The following is a 16,423-nucleotide window of genomic DNA, read 5'->3' as shown; positions in this document are numbered from 1 at the left end:
TATTAACCATTCATGTATCACTATGTACTATGCAACACATACTACTTAGGTTTGCAATGTAATAAGCATACACTCATCAACATTTTTTTTTATGAAAAAAGCATTTTTATTTCTGGGTTTTTTGATGATAATATCAATGGCTTCAAAAGCTCAAACACCGGACGGCTCTATATCTGGAAGGATTACCGATGGTGGCGGCCAGAAAATTATTGATGCGGCAACCGTGTCATTATATAAAGCATCTGACTCTTCATTAATGAAGATTAGCATCGCCGACAAGGAAGGAAATTTTGATTTTCAACACGTTGCGGCAGGTAAATATTATTTATTGGCTACCTCCATAGGCCACCTGGCAACTTATAGTTCAACAATAATTGTGGCAGATAAGAACATCAATGCTGGCGTTTTGAAATTAAATAATGAAATCAAAACATTAAAAGGGATTACCGTCACAGCCAAAAAGCCATTTATCGAAAGAAAAATAGACCGGACCATTGTAAATGTGGACGCATCAATCTCCAACGCCGGAACTTCTGCCCTGGAAATGCTGGAAAAATCGCCAGGCGTATCCGTTGATAAAGATGGTAACATTAGCTTGAAAGGCAAAGCAGGCGTAACTATTATGCTCGATGGAAAACCTTCCTACCTCAGCGGCGATCAATTAGCCAACTTGTTGAAAAATATGCCTTCTTCAGCGCTTGACCAGATTGAAATAATGACAAACCCATCTGCTAAATATGATGCAGCCGGTAATTCTGGCATTATTAATATCAAGACGAAAAAGAATAAAATGAAAGGATTCAACGGAAGTGTATCTTCTTCTGTTCTTCAATCCTATTACACAAAAACCAACCAAAGTTTAAACCTGAACTACCGCACGGGCAAAATAAACCTGTTTGGGAATTACAGCTATTCTTTATGGCGTGGGCATACTAATCAAACGATCAACAGGAAGTTTAGAGATACAAACACCAAGGTAACCGAAGCGATTTTTGACCAGAAAATAGTTCGCAGTAACAGGTCGCAAAATCACAATATTAAAGCCGGCTTCGATTTTTATGCGAGTAAGAACACCACAGTAGGCGCTGTATTTTCAGGATATATCAATCCATTTGAAAGCTTTAATAGAAACCGCACTAACTTAAACGATGGAAAAAATAAAATTGATTCCGTTGTGATAGCAGATTATACCAACGATGGAAATTCAAAAAACTTTTCAACGAATCTGAACCTGTATCACAAATTTGATTCTGCCGGAAAAGAATTTACCGTCGACCTGGATTATATAGATTACAACATGAAATCCAGTTCTTTGCTCGCAAACAACTATTATAATCCTGATTTGACGGTCAGGAAAGACCCTTCATCTTTGTTGGGAACCTTGCCATCCAAAATAAAAATTTATTCTGCTAAAACGGATTTTACATTTCCGTTAAAGAAAAATGCAAAAATCGAAACCGGGATAAAAAGCAGCTATGTAACCACCGATAATGATGCAGTGTATCGCAATCAAACGCAGGATGAGACTGTGATAGACGAAGGAAAAACCAACCATTTTATTTATAAAGAAAATATCAATGCAGCTTATGTAAACTATAACCGGCAAATAAAAAAATGGGGTTTGCAAGCGGGCCTGCGTGCTGAAAACACAAATGCTTACGGCCATCAATTGGGCAACGCTTCACATCCCGATTCTGCTTTCACAAAAAATTATGTGAACCTGTTTCCGACCGTGTATGTGAGTTATCAATTAAATGATAAAAATACTTTTTCTGCCAACTATGGAAGAAGAATAGACAGGCCGGACTATGGAGATTTAAATCCGTTCTATTACTTCCTGGACGAATATACTTACCAGGTAGGCAACACATTATTGCAACCTCAGTTTTCGGATAATATTGAATTATCGCATACTTACAAAGGCTTTTTGACCACCACTTTAAATTACACAAAAACGCACAATGCTTTTTCAGATGTGCTCAAGCAAATAACAAGCGAAAGAAAAACTTTTCAAACCAAAGAAAACCTCGCATCCAAAACAAATTATGGAATTGCCGTAAGCGCTAATTTTCCGGTTACTTCATTTTGGTCAACTAATTTATTTTCCAATGTAAACTATAACGCATTCAGCGGAGTAATTGATGGTGGTAATCTGAATATTGAAGCAACAACATTTATGGCAAATATGAATAACCAGTTTAAGATTAGCGAAGATTGGAGCGCTGAGTTAAGTGGCTTTTACAGGTCGAAAGCCATCGAAGGGCAAATCGTTATGTATCCAATGTGGAGGCTTGATGCAGGCGTTCAAAAATTAATTCTTAAGAAAAAAGGAAGTTTAAAATTCAGCGTACGTGATATTTTTAATTCGCAATATTTTCAGGGGTATATTAATTACCAGGACATAGATGCGCGGATTAAAAATGTTTGGGACAGCAGAACTTTTTCACTTACCTTTTCTTACCGGTTTGGCAACCCCATAAAAAATCAGCCACACAGAAGAACCGGTGGCGCTTCGGATGAGCAGAACAGGGTGAAGAGTTCTTCTAATTAGAAGAAGTATCGTTAAAATAATAAAGCGACCGGCAGTTTTTTACTGCCGGTCGCTTTTCAATAAACATGTTTATAACATTTGCAATTTCTCAATCTGGAAGGTTTGATTATTAATAATGTCTGTCACTGGTGAGATATCCGGGAGCTTCTCACGAAGGATTTACATTGGATGCGAAACAATTGATAGTGAAGCAATAAATATTCTTTTTTTTATTTCGTACAAATACAAAGAGGCTTTTCGGATTAACCGAAAAGCCTCTTTTCAAAATCTTTACTTCAGTTATGAAAACAAGCCGCCTTTTTTCAGGCTAACTGTTCCCTGCCCGATTTCAAAGCCATTATTATAAATGGAAATTTTGTAATCACCGGTTTGAAAATGGCTGTTTTGTGACCATTCCACTTTTACCGGCTGCTTTTGTCCCTGCACATAGTTCACCTGTATTTTTTTGGTGAATGGTTTTTGAACTCCTTCACGCGTTGTAAAATCCCCTGAACCCAAAGCATCTACCTGTACCGGTTTGCCATCAGGCGCAGTAATACATACATAAATATCCTTTGGACCTGAAGCAGTAATCCTGTTTGCGTTGAGCAAAAATGAAATTCTTAATTTATCGACACGCTTTGCGGTGGAGGTAACCTTTTCTTTGCCGCTGCTCTTTTCTTTTATCCCCTCAATTGAAAAATTAGAAGCCACTAATGTAGACCCGATATCTAACAATGTATCTTTATGTTGGATAACTGTATTGGCGGAGTCGTAGCTTTTCTGAACAATATCTCTTTGCTGAGTTACTACCCGGTTTGTTTCTGTAAGCTGGGCATTTGCATTTTGCAGCGAGTCGATTTGAGCAGTGTACATTTCGATATTTCCTTTTAACTGGGCAATCAACCTTTGTGCTTCAGCAAGCTGTGCTTTTGATGCATTCTTATCATTGATAATGCTTTGTACTCTTTTTCTTAAATCATCAATGTCTTTATCTTTCGTTTTCAAAAGACTATCCGCTTTTACGTTGCTTGTCTTAAGGGCATCAAGGCGCAAAGCAGCATCATCCAGTTCGCGTTGCAGCTCATTTTTAGCTGAGTCACTGTTTACAATCTGCGTAGTTAGATCTTGCTTTTCCTGGCGGGTTTTATTTTTATCAAAAATGATATATCCCCACGTCGCAAGCAGGGCAATTACCAGTATGGCAGTTAAAACATTACGTCCACTATTATTTTTTTTAACTACTTCTGGTTCCCTGGGATTTTCAGAATCAGGGAAGTTTTCGTAACTCATGATGTAAGTTTTTTATTTTTAAAAGTTATAATACGTTTAATTTTTCCAAAATCATGCCAAATGAAATTGACACTCAGAAGGATAAGCCAAAGCTATTTCTTTTCTTCCTAATGTAATCTGAAAATTTTTATCTTTGAAACATGACCGCTGCCTCTATCATTTCTAACTGGAAAAATAATGAATTTAAACCCGTTTACTGGCTTGAAGGCGATGAAGATTATTTCATTGACCAGGTAATGGAATATGCAGAAAAAAAAATACTGACTGGAAACGAAGCAGAGTTTAACCAAACTATTTTTTATGGAAAGGATGCCAATTGGGCCGATGTAATTAATGCATGCCGCCGCTATCCTATGTTTGCTGAGCGGCAGGTGGTATTGCTTAAAGAAGCGCAGGTGATGAGGGATGTTGAAAAGCTCGAAGGCTACGTTGAAAATCCTTTGGCTTCCACAATATTAGTGGTTTCTTACAAAGGAAAAACTCTTGATGGAAGACAGAAATTTTCGAAGCTTATTAAAAAAAAGGGAGAAGTTTTTCTCTCTAAGAAATTATATGAGAATCAATTACCCGGCTGGATAAATGACTACCTGAAGGATAATGGTTTTTCTATCAAACCCAAAGCCCTGGCCTTATTGGTGGATCACATCGGGAACGATCTTTCGCGTATTGTAAATGAAATTGAAAAGCTTTCATTGAACCTGGGAGCTTCTAAAAATATCACAGAAGATGATATAGAAAAATTTATAGGCATCAGTAAGGAGTATAATATTTTTGAATTACAAAATGCATTGAGCAAAAAAGATCAGCCGAAGGCAATCCGGATTATTCAATATTTTGATGCAAATCCAAAGGCAGTTCCAATTCAATTAATATTGCCATCGTTGTATTCTCATTTTTCCAGGATTCTTGCTGTGTACCAAATGTCGGATAAAAGTGAACGCGCCATAAAGCCGGTTTTTAATTATAACCCTTCGGTGACTGAGCATGTAATGCACACTTTGAAGAATTATTCTTTTGCGGAAATAGAACAGGTTATCTTATTGCTGCACGATGCCAATTTGAAAAGTCTTGGAATTGGCACTTCAGGAATTAGTACAGGAGCGCTTTTAAAAGAATTATCTTATAAAATCATGAACCTCAGAGCAAGAAAAATTTAATAGCTGGTACTTCCATCAATCACTTTGATGGTTTTTTTCTTGCTGTTTTTCTCCCGATATTCCTGAACTTCTTTTGGAACAATTTTTTTCATTGGTTCTTCAGTGGCAACAGGTTCGGTTTTGGCAGGCTGCAACAAATGGCCTCTGTCGTACTCTTCGCTTTTAACTATCCTGCCGTTTTCATAATAATTCCAGGTGCCATCTTTTACACTGTAGGGTTCTGCTTTCACTACTTTATAGCTTATAATTTCATTGTTGCCTGTTCCATAAACCGGTATTGTATCGTACGGCTGGTCAGGATTATAGGCCCGCCAGTTTTCTTCTCTTAGCAAATCGCCAAACCGTGTAAAAAACTGCCATTTGCCATCCTTATCGCCATGCTTATAATTTTCAAAAGCGATAAAATCACCTTCTAATGTGTATTTCCGCCACGTGCCCTCACGCTTGTCGTTTTCAAAAATGCCTTCTTCTTCATAACCGGGCTCGCCACGTAATGGATCCACGTGTATTACCCACTTGCCCTGCTTTAAGCCATTGTGATCAATAGCATTTATCGTATCTCCTTTTACGGAAATTTTATAACTCTTATACTGAGCATCAGCAAAGCAACTAATAAGAAGAAATGAGATTAAGGGAAAAGCGAATCTTTTCATGAGGAGGATTGTTTTAATATCAATAAAATGTCTCTTCAAATTTACCAAAAGAAGAACATTTCAACTGCCGAAAAAATTTTTATCCATAAATTTTAACTTTAAGAATAGCTGATTCTGATCTTATAAATTTTTTATGAAGAATAGTTTTTTATCTTTATTGGAACCATAAAAAGAAAAACATGCAAATCAATCTTCAAACCTTAAAGTTCACTGCCAAACAGGAATTAAAAGATTTTGTAAATGAAAAAGTAAGTAAGCTATCCCAGTTTGATGAAAAAATTATACGGGCAGATGTTACGCTTTCATTAAACAATGATAGCGTTGAAAATAAAGTTTGTGGTATCAGGTTGATTGTTCCGGGCAACGACGACTTCGTTACAAAAAATGCATCCACCTTTGAGGAGGCAGTTCATACTTGTGTGGATGTGCTTCAAAAAATATTAAACAGAAAAAAAGTAAAAGCTTAATTTTTTTTAGAATTTCAAATCAGTTTCAACAGGATAATGATCTGAATAGGGAACATGAATTACCCTGAATTGGCTTACCTGGAATCTCTTATCAGCAAGGATATAATCAATTCTTAACGTAGGCGAAATGTACCTGAAAGTGCGCCCGATAAAGCTGCCCTTTTCAAGGAAGGTATCTTTTAAATCGCCCCTGATGGTAAAATAAGTATTAGAATTAGGCACATCATTGAAATCTCCTGTGATGATGACAGGGTAAGGGCTGGCGTCTATCTGCTCCCTTACAAGCCGCGCCTGGTCATATCTGTATTTATACCCTGATTTTAGTTTTGAAAGGATATTTCGTGAATCGTGAAACCCCGGATCTTTGGCATGCTTGAGGCGCGTAAGGCTCCTGTAATCTGAATGTTCAAACCTTACAGACTGCAAATGAGTAGTAAACACCCGAAAAATTTGTTCACCTTTTCTAATATCCACATAAATTAAATGCTCTGCATTGGAATTCATTCCATAATGAAACATGCCCGAATCAATTACAGGATATTTTGAAAAAATAACGACGCCTTTAGAATTGTACCTGTGGTTTGAATCCGTTTCTGCGAAAAAATAATAGGGATATCCCATTCGCTGAATAGTGGACGCTACCGATGTTTTATTGTGCAGGTTTTTTTTGTCAGCATATTCTTCAAAGCAAAGGATATCGGCATTTTGTTCGCTTATCAAGTCCATCATCTGCGGCTTATATCCTTCATCGTCATACTTTCTGTCTGCAAAATAATCATCCCAGCCCTCCACATTCCAATGAAAAATTCTTAATGTATTTGGATTTTTTTCTAAACTAAATTTCCCTGGCGTCCTGAATGAAAAAACCGCGGTTACCTGTTGATACCCAACCAGCATTACAATTAAGGAAAGCCACGCCCACCGGGATTTTAAAACGATCCATACGATAAAAAAACACAGCAGCGCGAAAAAAAGAAGAGGAAATATCAAACCTGGGAAAGCTGCAAACCAATATTTTCCTGTATCAATATAGGGAACAAGGCAAACTAAAAGATAAAGAAAAATGATTCCAAAGTTGATGAGCAGAAAAATACCTTTAAATAGAGATCGGGCCTTATCTTTCATAGCCAATTTTGCACGAAATATTTCTGATAAAAACGAAAGATAAGAAGCTAATACAAAATAAATTATTAAACAAGAATTTTTAGAATTATTATAACGGTAATAATCGTCTGTAACTAATATTGCAAATCAGTTATCACCGGAAAATGGTCGGAATAGGGAACATGCGGAATTTCAAATTGCTGCACTTTGAAATTTCGCGAAGCCAAAATATAATCAATCCGCAATGTGGGTGATATAAGGCCAAATGATGTGCGCGTGGTTCGCCCTCGCCCACTTCCCTTTTTAAGAAACGGATCCTGCAGATTTCCTTTAATATTAAAATAAGTGCTTGAATTAGGAACATCATTAAAATCGCCGCAAACAATTGCAGGATATGGACTTTCACCAATTTTTCTTCCAGCCAAATCAGATTGGTAATACCTGATTTCATAACCTCGGATCAACTTTTTTAAAATATTTTGGTAGCTACCGCTGCGCGCCTCGCCATATATTTCCTGGTTCATTTCCCTCCGGTTTTGCCAATTTGCAAATTGTATCGGTATCAAATGCATAGTAAAAACCCTGAAAGTTTTTCCTTGCACTTTAATATCGACATAAATTAATTGTGCCCCTTTTCTGTTCAGGTTTAAGCTGAAAGCAGCCGTGTCAATGATTGGATATTTTGAAAAAATAGCCAGGCCGGAGGGCGCTCCTGTGTCTTCATTTCTATCGGGAAAATAATAAAACGGAAATCCCATTTGTTCAATCATGCCGATGTTGGAACCAAAAACCGAAGAATCTTTTGACTCAAAAAATTCCTCAAAACAAAGCACATCAGCTTTTTGATCTTTCACTTCCTCCATCATCAAAGGGCGCAGGGCATGGCCGCCCTGCTCAATATTTTGTTGTTCATTTCCCTGGTCCCATGCCATCACATTCCATTGAAGCACGCGTAAAGTATTGGGATTTTTTTGATACAAAAATTTTTGAGGAAAATGAAAAGAGAAAACTGCAGTTATTTGCTGGATGCCAAGCAAAAGGGTTATCAGGCAAATCCAAACCATCCGGGATTTTAAGACAGCCCACATCAGAATCAAGAGAAGCAAAACAAAAAACAGGATTGGAAATATAAGTCCCGGTAAGGCAACAAACCAGTTATCGGCGGTATTAACAAAAGGCACGAGGCACGCCAGCAAATAAGGAATGATGATGCAGAAGCTAAAAACGATTAGTATTTTCTGGTAAACCGGCCGCTTGTAATAAGACATAGTTTTAAATGTATTACAACGCTGAAATTGAAGCCCGCTTCAGCAAAATTTTTGAAATAAAAAATCACCTTATTTAATGTTTCACTGTTTGTGGTCAATTGCGGGCCATACCATGCTACTTTTCTTGCTTTCTAATCAAGATAAAATTTAAATTATTTATTGCCTCACTGCAAAGCAAAACCAGCAATCACAAACGCAACACAATTACCTTAGTGGCCTCTGCCCCACCCAAACCAATCATTGCCATTTGCATAAATAAGCAAAGCAAACAAGATTACCATCCCCGCTATCTGCGCATATTCCAAAAATTTATCGCTTGGCTTCCTTCCCGTAATCATTTCAACTATGGTAAACACCACATGGCCGCCATCCAGCGCCGGTATGGGCAATAAATTCATGAAGGCGAGAATAATAGAAAAGAAGGCAGTGATTCGCCAGAAGGCCTGCCAGTTCCAACCGGTGTCAGGGAAAATGGAAGCCATAGCTTTAAAGCCTCCTAACCCTTTATAGGCACCGGTTTCAGGATTTAAAATCAACTTAATTTGCTGAATGTAAAAATTCAATTGCTTGCCGGTTTCCCTTACACCCGCAGGAAAGGAGGCAAGAAATCCATACTTTTTATTTTCAATTTTTAAGATGCCCAGGCTGTCAGCCTGCACATAATTGATATTGTAGAACCCAATTGTGCCGGCAGTATCCACAAAAACCCTTACATCGATCGGTGCTCCGCTGCGAATGATTTTTAAAGTAACGCTGTCGCCTTTTTTCTGTTGAAGCAAGGGCGACATCTGATCGAAATAGCTGACAGCCGAAGAATCTACGCCGACGATTCTATCGCCCACTTCCAGGCGTTGCTGGTTGCCATTTTTTGAGGGCATTTTACTCCCGGTTTCATCTAGCTTCGCATCCCTTATCGTAGAATAAGCAGCTTTACCTGATGCGCCTGTGGCAGCGTCTTCACTTCCCGGAAAGCCGCCGATGATCACTGGCATTCTCGGCTCTATTCCCAGGGATGTGGTCTTACCTTTCCTCTCAACCAATTGCTCAATCAGATTAACAGGAACGTTAATGGTTTTTTGTTGTCCGTCTCTTTCTAAAGTGATTTGTTTTCCTAATAAAATTTTTCCCGGAAGATCATCAAAATATTGAACAGGTTCACCGTTTACTTTTTCAATTTTATCTCCTGTCTGCAAGCCAATATTTCTCATAAGGCTGTCTGAAACCACAATGCCGTTTTGCAAACTATTTAGCGGAAGTTTAGTTTCGCCCCAGGTAAAAAGGATCATTGCATAAATAAAAAAAGCCAGCAACACATTCATGGTAACGCCTGCCAAAAGAATAATCAAACGCTGCCAGGCAGGTTTGCTCCTGAATTCCCACGGCTGTGGCGGCTGTTTCATTTGTTCTTTATCCATACTTTCATCCACCATTCCCGAAATTTTTACATACCCGCCCAGAGGAAGCCAGCCTATGCCATATTCTGTAGCTCCTATCTTTTTTTTGAAAATGGAAAACCACGGATCAAAAAATAAATAGAATTTTTCAACGCGGCATTTAAACCATTTGGCTGTAATAAAATGTCCAAATTCATGAACGATTACCAGTATAGAAAGGGAGAAAATAAGATAGCCAGCTTGCAAACCCACAGCCGGCCAGTTAATTGCTAATAATGTCATGCTTTATGAACGATGTATGATATATGATGTTTGATTTTGTTTTTTAGCCTTTAGCTTTTGGCTTTTAGCCTTTTGCTCACATTCTTATTAAAGAAGCTGCAAAATTACGCGCCTCGCCATCGCTTTCAAAATAATCCGTAAGATTTGGCTTTTCTATATAATTTATTTTCTGAAGTGTTTTTTCTATGACGGCGGTAATATCTAAAAAACCAATGCGGTTGTTCAGAAACGCCCACACAGCTATCTCATTGGCTGCGTTTAAAATACAGGGAAAATTGCCGCCCTTTTCAAGCGCCATTTCTGCGAGGCTGAGATTGCGGAAGGTTTTTACATCCGGCGGCTCAAAAGACAGGATGGGGATTTTTTTAAAATTAGGCCGGGGATTATTATTGGCAACCCTTTGAGGAAAGGCAAGCGCATATTGTATTGGCAATTTCATATCAGGCAGCCCCATTTGCGCTTTGATGCTTCCATCCTCAAACTGCACCATACTATGAATAATACTTTGCGGATGGATTACGACTTCAATTTGTTCGGGCGTAAGATTGAAAAGCCATTTAGCTTCAATCATTTCAAGCCCTTTGTTCATCAGCGTTGCAGAGTCTATGGTAATTTTGGCCCCCATCTTCCAGTTAGGATGTTGCAGCGCATGGTCTCTTTTTACATTTACCAGAAAATTGGGCTTTTTCCCAAGGAATGGGCCACCACTTGCGGTTAAAATAATTTTTTCAATCCGGTTTCTCGTTTCGCCAACAAGACATTGAAAAATCGCTGAGTGCTCACTGTCCACCGGTATTATCGGAACTCTTTTTTCCACCGCCAATTGCATTACCAAATCACCAGCCACCACCAGTGTTTCTTTATTGGCCAGCGCGATTGCTTTTCCATTTTCTATCGCTCTTAATGTTGGTTTCAATCCCGCAAATCCTACAATTGCGGCCAGCATCATATCGTAAGTATCAAAATCAGCTACCTCGTCTAAAGCATTTTCGCCACCAAACACTTTTACATCCGTTGATTCCAGCGCAAGTTTTACTTTTTCATACCGTGATTCATCCGCAATCACTACGGCATTCGGATTGAATTTCAACGCCTGCTCTATTAGTAGCTTATCGTTGGTTTGAGCGGTCAATATTTCAACTTCGAATAAATCAGGATGCGCTTCAATCACTTCCAACGCCTGGGTGCCAATGGAACCAGTGGAGCCAAAAACAGCAATCCTTTTCTTTATCGCTTCTGACATTTCATCTTCTTTAATATATAAGAAAGGGGAACCCAAAATACCCCCATTTTAGTGGCGGCAATTTACTGTATTAATTTTTGTAAAGCATCATTCACTTCCTTAAATGTAAAACGGCTGATTACATTTTGCATCATGCTCCGGATTTTTTCATTTTGAAGATTCCCGATGGATCCTTCATGAGTGTGGGCTATTTTGCGATCAGTTGTAAAACTTCCCGCTTCTACATCTGCACCTATCTTTTTATAAGCGTCCCGCAGGGGAATTCCCTGCAAAACCAGCTTGTTCATTTCTTCTACCGTAAAAAGGTATTTGTATTTTTCATCTTCGAGAATATTTTCTTTCACTTCGATATGTTGAAACATGAGCGACGCCATATTAATACAGGATCTAAGATTTTGAATGGCCGGAAAAAGATGTTCTTTTAATAATTGCAAATCGCGGTGATACCCGGACGGCAGGTTCGTCATCATCATCAAAATTTCATTGGGAAGAGCTTGTATGCGATTACAATGCCCGCGTATCAATTCAAAAACATCGGGATTTTTTTTATGCGGCATAATACTGCTGCCGGTTGTAAGTTCATCGGGGAAAGAAATAAATCCGAAATTCTGATTGAGGTACAGACAGGCATCCATGCTCATGCGTGCCAATGTGGAAGCTATATTTGATAGCGCCTGGGCAATCACTCTCTCGGTTTTTCCACGGCTCATCTGGGCATACACCACGTTATAATTTAACTCGTCAAATCCTAATAATTCAGTAGTGTATTTTCTATCAATAGGAAATGAAGAACCAAACCCCGCAGCCGATCCCAGCGGGTTTTTATTCACTATCTGCCAGGAAGCATGCATGGTAATTATATCGTCAACGAGGCTTTCGGCATAGGCGCCAAACCACAAACCAAATGAATTAGGCATAGCCAATTGCAAATGCGTATAGCCGGGAAATAAATAATTTTTATATTTCTCACTTTGCTGCAAAAGCAGTTCAAAAAAAGCATTTACCTCATGAACGAGGTTTTCAATTTCATTTCTGAAAAAAAGTTTCAGATCCAAAATCACCTGGTCATTTCTTGAGCGGGCTGCATGTATTTTCTTACCGGCATCTCCTAATTTTTTCGTTAAAAGAAATTCAATTTGTGAATGAATATCTTCTACATCTTCGTCTAATGAAAATTTTTCTGCAAGAATATCGGCATAAATATTTTTCAAACCAATTTCAAGTTCAGTCAATTCTTCGGTGCTTAGCAAGCCAACCTTTTCCAACATTTTAATATGTGCCAAAGAGCCTAAAACATCATACGGTGCTAAAAATAAATCCAGCTCGCGGTCTTTTCCCACCGTAAATGTTTCGACTTCCTTTAGCGAATCCGTATTTTTTTGCCAGAGTTTCATTTTATTTAATAATTGTTTAATGATTAACCGCCCGTTTTTGCAATAATAATTCCTTTTTCAATTTTATCTTATTCCTGCTTTTTCATGCTGCGCTAATGTAGTAAACAAATAAATAAGCCTCTTTTTTATTCTGAATCCAAAATTGTATGATACGCAACCCAGTATTAAAATTTCATTGCCTGGTGTATGATCTTTTCCTTATTTAATTCCATGTACTTTTGTACTCTCAAAAATAAGCTATGGATTTTTCGTTATCGGAAGAGCATGTAATGATTCAACAGGCTGCGCGTGATTTTGCAGTTAATGAATGTTTGCCTGGAGTTATCGAACGGGATGAGCATCAAAAATTTCCTTACGACCAGGTGATGAAGCTTGCGGATCTCGGTTTTTTAGGAATGATGGTGCCTGAAAACGACGGAGGCGCAGGACTTGATATGATCAGCTATGTTTTGGCAATGGAAGAAATCAGTAAGATAGATGCCAGCACCAGCGTTTGTATGAGCGTTAACAACAGTTTGGTTTGCTATGGCCTGGAAGCTTTTGGCAACGAAGAACAAAAGAAAAAGTACCTCGTGCCACTTGCGCAGGGGAAAAAAGATGGCGAATTATACATCGGCGCTTTTTTATTAAGCGAGCCCGAAGCCGGCAGCGACGCCACTTCCCAAAGAACTACTGCGGAAGATAAAGGAGATCATTATGTAATTAATGGAGTAAAAAACTGGATAACCAATGGAAATACGGCTTCAGTTTATTTAGTGATGGCGCAAACTCATCCTGAAAAAGGAAGCCATGGAATCAACACATTTATTGTAGAAAAAGCGTGGCCGGGCGTAAAAGTGGGCGCCAAAGAAAATAAGCTGGGCATACGCGGAAGTGATACACACAGCATTTCGTTCACCGATGTAAAAGTGCCAAAGGAAAACAGGATTGGCGCGGATGGGTTTGGCTTTAAATTCGCAATGCAAACACTTTCCGGTGGCCGTATCGGAATTGCGTCACAGGCGCTTGGACTGGCTTCCGGCGCAATGGAAAGAGCAATTGCCTATTCAAAAGAAAGAAAAGCTTTTGGTACAGAAATAAAAAACCACCAGATTATTCAATTTAAAATTGCCGATATGGCAACAAGAATTAACGCCGCAAGATTACTTTGTTTAAAGGCTGCATGGCAAAAAGATAATGGCCAGGATTATACTGAAAGCGCAGCGATGGCAAAAGTATATGCGAGTGAAACTGCCATGTGGGTTACCACAGAAGCGGTACAAATCCACGGTGGCTATGGTTATGTAAAAGAATATCATGTAGAAAGAATGATGCGCGATGCCAAGATTACACAGATTTATGAAGGCACAAGCGAAATGCAAAGAATTGTGATCAGCAGGGGGATACTCAAGTGAATGTGAAAATTTGAAAATTTGAAAATGAGAAAATTAGCTGATTTGCTGATTAGCTGATGTGCTAATGAATGCAAGAATCGGCGGCGCCTTAATAATTTAATAATCAAATAATTCAATAATCAAATAATAAACTCAAGTGAATGTGAAAATTTGAAAATGGGAAAATGAGAAAATTAGCTGATTAGCTGATGTGCTAATGAATGCAAGAATCGGCGGCGCCTTAATAATTTAATAATCAAATAATTCAATAATCAAATAATAAACTTGCCTGTACATTCAGAATTATACCACCAAATTTCAAACGAACTAAAAGAAAAAAATGTAACGCTTGTTGCTGTTTCAAAAACCAAATCAGTTGCTGAAATTTTAGAATTATATAACCTCGGACAAAAAGATTTTGGCGAAAATTATGTTCAGGAATTGGCAGAAAAATATCATCAGCTTCCGAAAGATATTCACTGGCATTTTATCGGTCATTTACAAAGCAATAAAGTAAAATTAATCGCGCCGTTTGTTCATCTAATTCATAGCGTTGATAGTGAAAAGCTGCTGAAAGAAATTAACAAAGAAGCCAAAAAAAATGAAAGAATCATTGATTGCTTATTGCAGGTTCATATTGCTAAAGAAGAGACTAAATTTGGATTAGATGAAAACGAATTGGAGCAGATAATCCAGGCACTCAATCTCGCAAACAACACGAATGAAGAAAAATCATTTAAAAATATTTCTATAAAAGGCTTGATGGGAATGGCTTCATTTACAGATGATGAAAAAATAGTAAGACACGAATTCCACTCAATGAAATTTTTATTTGACAAGTTTTCATCGGCTTTAAGCTTTCAGCCTTCGGCCTTCAGCATTTTAAGTATGGGCATGAGCGCCGATTATAAAATCGCGATTGAAGAAGGAAGCAACATGGTAAGAATCGGAAGCTTGCTGTTTGGAGAGAGAAATTATACTAAGTCATAATTTACTTTTTCTTTTAACATTTTCAGTCATGTATATTTTTATGCATTCATTAAATTTGAACTGATAAAAAATTAAAGCCTTGGATTCAGCATTTATTAATCATTCTTTTGAAGGCGAAAAAAACCGGAAAGCATTAATGTACACCGCGATTGTTTGCGGCATATTTTTAATATTCGCCATTTTTTATACGTGGCAAATGCAGGTTCCGCCTACCCCGGTTGTTATGGATCTCATTGATGTAAATCTTGGCAATGAAGTGGAAGGCATGGGCGATGTGCAGCCCCTGGTAAAAGGCGACCGTGCGCCGGATAATCAAAGTGTAGCCTCTCATCAATCAGCAAGAAAAGTGAATGAAGAGCCTTCGCAAAATATCCCGGCTGATGAAAGTGATGATAAAGAGGCTGCGCCCGTTGTGAAAACTGAAAAGAAAAATGAAACAGCAAAAATTGAAAATAAAGAAAGCTCCACCAAAGCGTCAAAAAATATTCATCCGTCACCGGTAGTAAATCCAAATCCCGCTCCGCCAAAACCAAAAATTCCTTTATACAAAGGAGGAACAGGAACAGGTGGCAACGGCGCGACAGAAGATAACGGTTATAGAAACCAGGGGTATAAACCTGGCAACGGCGACGCAGGAAGTCCTGACGGAAGCCCTGATGCTTATGGAAATTCTCCCGGCGGAAAAAGCGGGTTCAGCGTGGTTCGTGGCTTGTCAGGAAGACGTCCGATTCATTTCCCGAACATGCAGGGCGATTTTAATGAGAACGCAAAAGTGTATGTGGATATAAAAGTAAATGCCGCAGGAACCGTTACCGGCGCGGTTGTTGCGAAAGGAACTACCACTTCCAATTCCCAGTTACGAAGTATAGCTATCGAAAAAGCCAGGCAATTAAAATTTCCAGCAGCTCAAAATGATATTGAAAGCGGAACGATACTTTTTAATTTTGTGTTGAAGAATTAAGAGGTTTTCAAACAACAAATCTTGTTTTTCCGGGATTCTATTTAAAAATTAGAAAATTTTTTCTAACAACCCTTAAATTGTTTGCAACCTGCATTCACAATGAACTATAGCCACAGTGAAACAGCAAATATTTAATATTTTTGTTTTCTACTTCTTATACTGATTCGCAGTTTATTTGATTGCTGTAGAACGGCTAAAGATTCCTGGAATTAAATTCACTGAAACTTTTTGCTGGTCCGAATCAAATGAAATCAGGAAAAGCCGGAATAAAATATTTCCTTTTTTCTTTGTTTACTGTCTTAATGTAAATTGTG

13 protein-coding genes are annotated in these 16,423 nt (G+C 38.2%); 6 read left to right on the top strand and 7 right to left on the bottom strand.

Annotated features, from left to right (window positions below; all coding sequences use genetic code 11):
* Positions 1-91 precede the first annotated feature (91 nt).
* A complete protein-coding gene (locus EFY79_RS17195) occupies positions 92-2,551 on the top strand; it encodes a TonB-dependent receptor domain-containing protein (protein ID WP_123121981.1) in 2,460 nt (819 codons plus the stop codon).
* A 279-nt stretch (positions 2,552-2,830) separates the two neighbouring features.
* Here the strand turns inward: EFY79_RS17195 and EFY79_RS17190 are convergent, their stop codons facing one another.
* Positions 2,831-3,823, bottom strand: a complete 993-nt coding sequence (locus EFY79_RS17190; RefSeq protein ID WP_123121980.1) for a coiled-coil domain-containing protein — start codon at positions 3,821-3,823, stop codon at positions 2,831-2,833.
* Between the two features lie 140 nt (positions 3,824-3,963).
* On the opposite strand from EFY79_RS17190, the gene holA reads away from it, so the two are divergent.
* A complete protein-coding gene (gene holA / locus EFY79_RS17185) occupies positions 3,964-4,980 on the top strand; it encodes a DNA polymerase III subunit delta (protein ID WP_123121979.1) in 1,017 nt (338 codons plus the stop codon).
* Here holA and EFY79_RS17180 read toward each other — a convergent pair.
* On the bottom strand, positions 4,977-5,633 hold the full coding sequence (locus EFY79_RS17180; RefSeq protein ID WP_123121978.1) for a toxin-antitoxin system YwqK family antitoxin: 657 nt from the start codon (positions 5,631-5,633) through the stop codon (positions 4,977-4,979). The genes holA and EFY79_RS17180 overlap by 4 nt on opposite strands.
* 179 nt (positions 5,634-5,812) lie before the next feature.
* Between EFY79_RS17180 and EFY79_RS17175 the strand changes: the two genes are divergently transcribed.
* Positions 5,813-6,100, top strand: a complete 288-nt coding sequence (locus EFY79_RS17175) for an HPF/RaiA family ribosome-associated protein (protein WP_123121977.1) — start codon at positions 5,813-5,815, stop codon at positions 6,098-6,100.
* A gap of 6 nt (positions 6,101-6,106) precedes the next feature.
* Here the strand turns inward: EFY79_RS17175 and EFY79_RS17170 are convergent, their stop codons facing one another.
* The 5 genes from EFY79_RS17170 to argH form a co-directional block, all read right to left on the bottom strand.
* Positions 6,107-7,225, bottom strand: a complete 1,119-nt coding sequence (locus tag EFY79_RS17170; RefSeq protein WP_123121976.1) for an endonuclease/exonuclease/phosphatase family protein — start codon at positions 7,223-7,225, stop codon at positions 6,107-6,109.
* A 113-nt stretch (positions 7,226-7,338) separates the two neighbouring features.
* Positions 7,339-8,472, bottom strand: coding sequence for an endonuclease/exonuclease/phosphatase family protein (locus EFY79_RS17165; RefSeq protein ID WP_123121975.1), 1,134 nt, complete (start codon positions 8,470-8,472; stop codon positions 7,339-7,341).
* 209 nt (positions 8,473-8,681) lie between these two features.
* Positions 8,682-10,148 carry a site-2 protease family protein gene (locus tag EFY79_RS17160; protein ID WP_123121974.1) on the bottom strand — a complete coding sequence of 489 codons (1,467 nt, stop codon included), beginning with the start codon at positions 10,146-10,148 and terminating at the stop codon, positions 8,682-8,684.
* 76 nt (positions 10,149-10,224) lie between these two features.
* On the bottom strand, positions 10,225-11,391 hold the full coding sequence (locus EFY79_RS17155) for a 1-deoxy-D-xylulose-5-phosphate reductoisomerase (protein WP_123122016.1): 1,167 nt from the start codon (positions 11,389-11,391) through the stop codon (positions 10,225-10,227).
* A gap of 62 nt (positions 11,392-11,453) precedes the next feature.
* On the bottom strand, positions 11,454-12,785 hold the full coding sequence (gene argH / locus EFY79_RS17150; protein WP_123121973.1) for an argininosuccinate lyase: 1,332 nt from the start codon (positions 12,783-12,785) through the stop codon (positions 11,454-11,456).
* 239 nt (positions 12,786-13,024) lie between these two features.
* Here argH and EFY79_RS17145 point away from each other — a divergent pair, with 239 nt between their 5' ends.
* From EFY79_RS17145 to EFY79_RS17135, 3 genes are all read left to right on the top strand, one after another.
* Entirely contained in the window at positions 13,025-14,179 is a 1,155-nt protein-coding gene (locus EFY79_RS17145) for an acyl-CoA dehydrogenase (RefSeq protein ID WP_123121972.1), read from the top strand.
* A 264-nt stretch (positions 14,180-14,443) separates the two neighbouring features.
* Entirely contained in the window at positions 14,444-15,148 is a 705-nt protein-coding gene (locus tag EFY79_RS17140) for a YggS family pyridoxal phosphate-dependent enzyme (RefSeq protein WP_123121971.1), read from the top strand.
* Positions 15,149-15,227: 79 nt separating this feature from the next.
* Complete coding sequence (locus EFY79_RS17135) at positions 15,228-16,109, top strand: hypothetical protein (RefSeq protein ID WP_123121970.1); 882 nt, start codon at positions 15,228-15,230, stop codon at positions 16,107-16,109.
* Positions 16,110-16,423 lie beyond the last annotated feature (314 nt).

Source organism: Hanamia caeni, assembly GCF_003721595.1.
GTDB lineage: Bacteria > Bacteroidota > Bacteroidia > Chitinophagales > Chitinophagaceae > Ginsengibacter > Ginsengibacter caeni.
This window is presented reverse-complemented; position numbering and strand designations above follow the sequence as displayed.

Bases quoted from the DNA above. Each gene is read 5' to 3' on its own strand.
- EFY79_RS17180 (WP_123121978.1), bottom strand. From the start codon at position 5,633: ATGAAAAGATTCGCTTTTCCCTTAATCTCATTTCTTCTTATTAGTTGC.
- EFY79_RS17165 (WP_123121975.1), bottom strand. From the start codon at position 8,472: ATGTCTTATTACAAGCGGCCGGTTTACCAGAAAATACTAATCGTTTTT.
- EFY79_RS17155 (WP_123122016.1), bottom strand. From the start codon at position 11,391: ATGTCAGAAGCGATAAAGAAAAGGATTGCTGTTTTTGGCTCCACTGGT.
- EFY79_RS17170 (WP_123121976.1), bottom strand. From the start codon at position 7,225: ATGAAAGATAAGGCCCGATCTCTATTTAAAGGTATTTTTCTGCTCATC.
- EFY79_RS17145 (WP_123121972.1), top strand. From the start codon at position 13,025: ATGGATTTTTCGTTATCGGAAGAGCATGTAATGATTCAACAGGCTGCG.
- holA (WP_123121979.1), top strand. From the start codon at position 3,964: ATGACCGCTGCCTCTATCATTTCTAACTGGAAAAATAATGAATTTAAA.
- EFY79_RS17175 (WP_123121977.1), top strand. From the start codon at position 5,813: ATGCAAATCAATCTTCAAACCTTAAAGTTCACTGCCAAACAGGAATTA.
- EFY79_RS17195 (WP_123121981.1), top strand. From the start codon at position 92: ATGAAAAAAGCATTTTTATTTCTGGGTTTTTTGATGATAATATCAATG.
- argH (WP_123121973.1), bottom strand. From the start codon at position 12,785: ATGAAACTCTGGCAAAAAAATACGGATTCGCTAAAGGAAGTCGAAACA.
- EFY79_RS17160 (WP_123121974.1), bottom strand. From the start codon at position 10,148: ATGACATTATTAGCAATTAACTGGCCGGCTGTGGGTTTGCAAGCTGGC.
- EFY79_RS17190 (WP_123121980.1), bottom strand. From the start codon at position 3,823: ATGAGTTACGAAAACTTCCCTGATTCTGAAAATCCCAGGGAACCAGAA.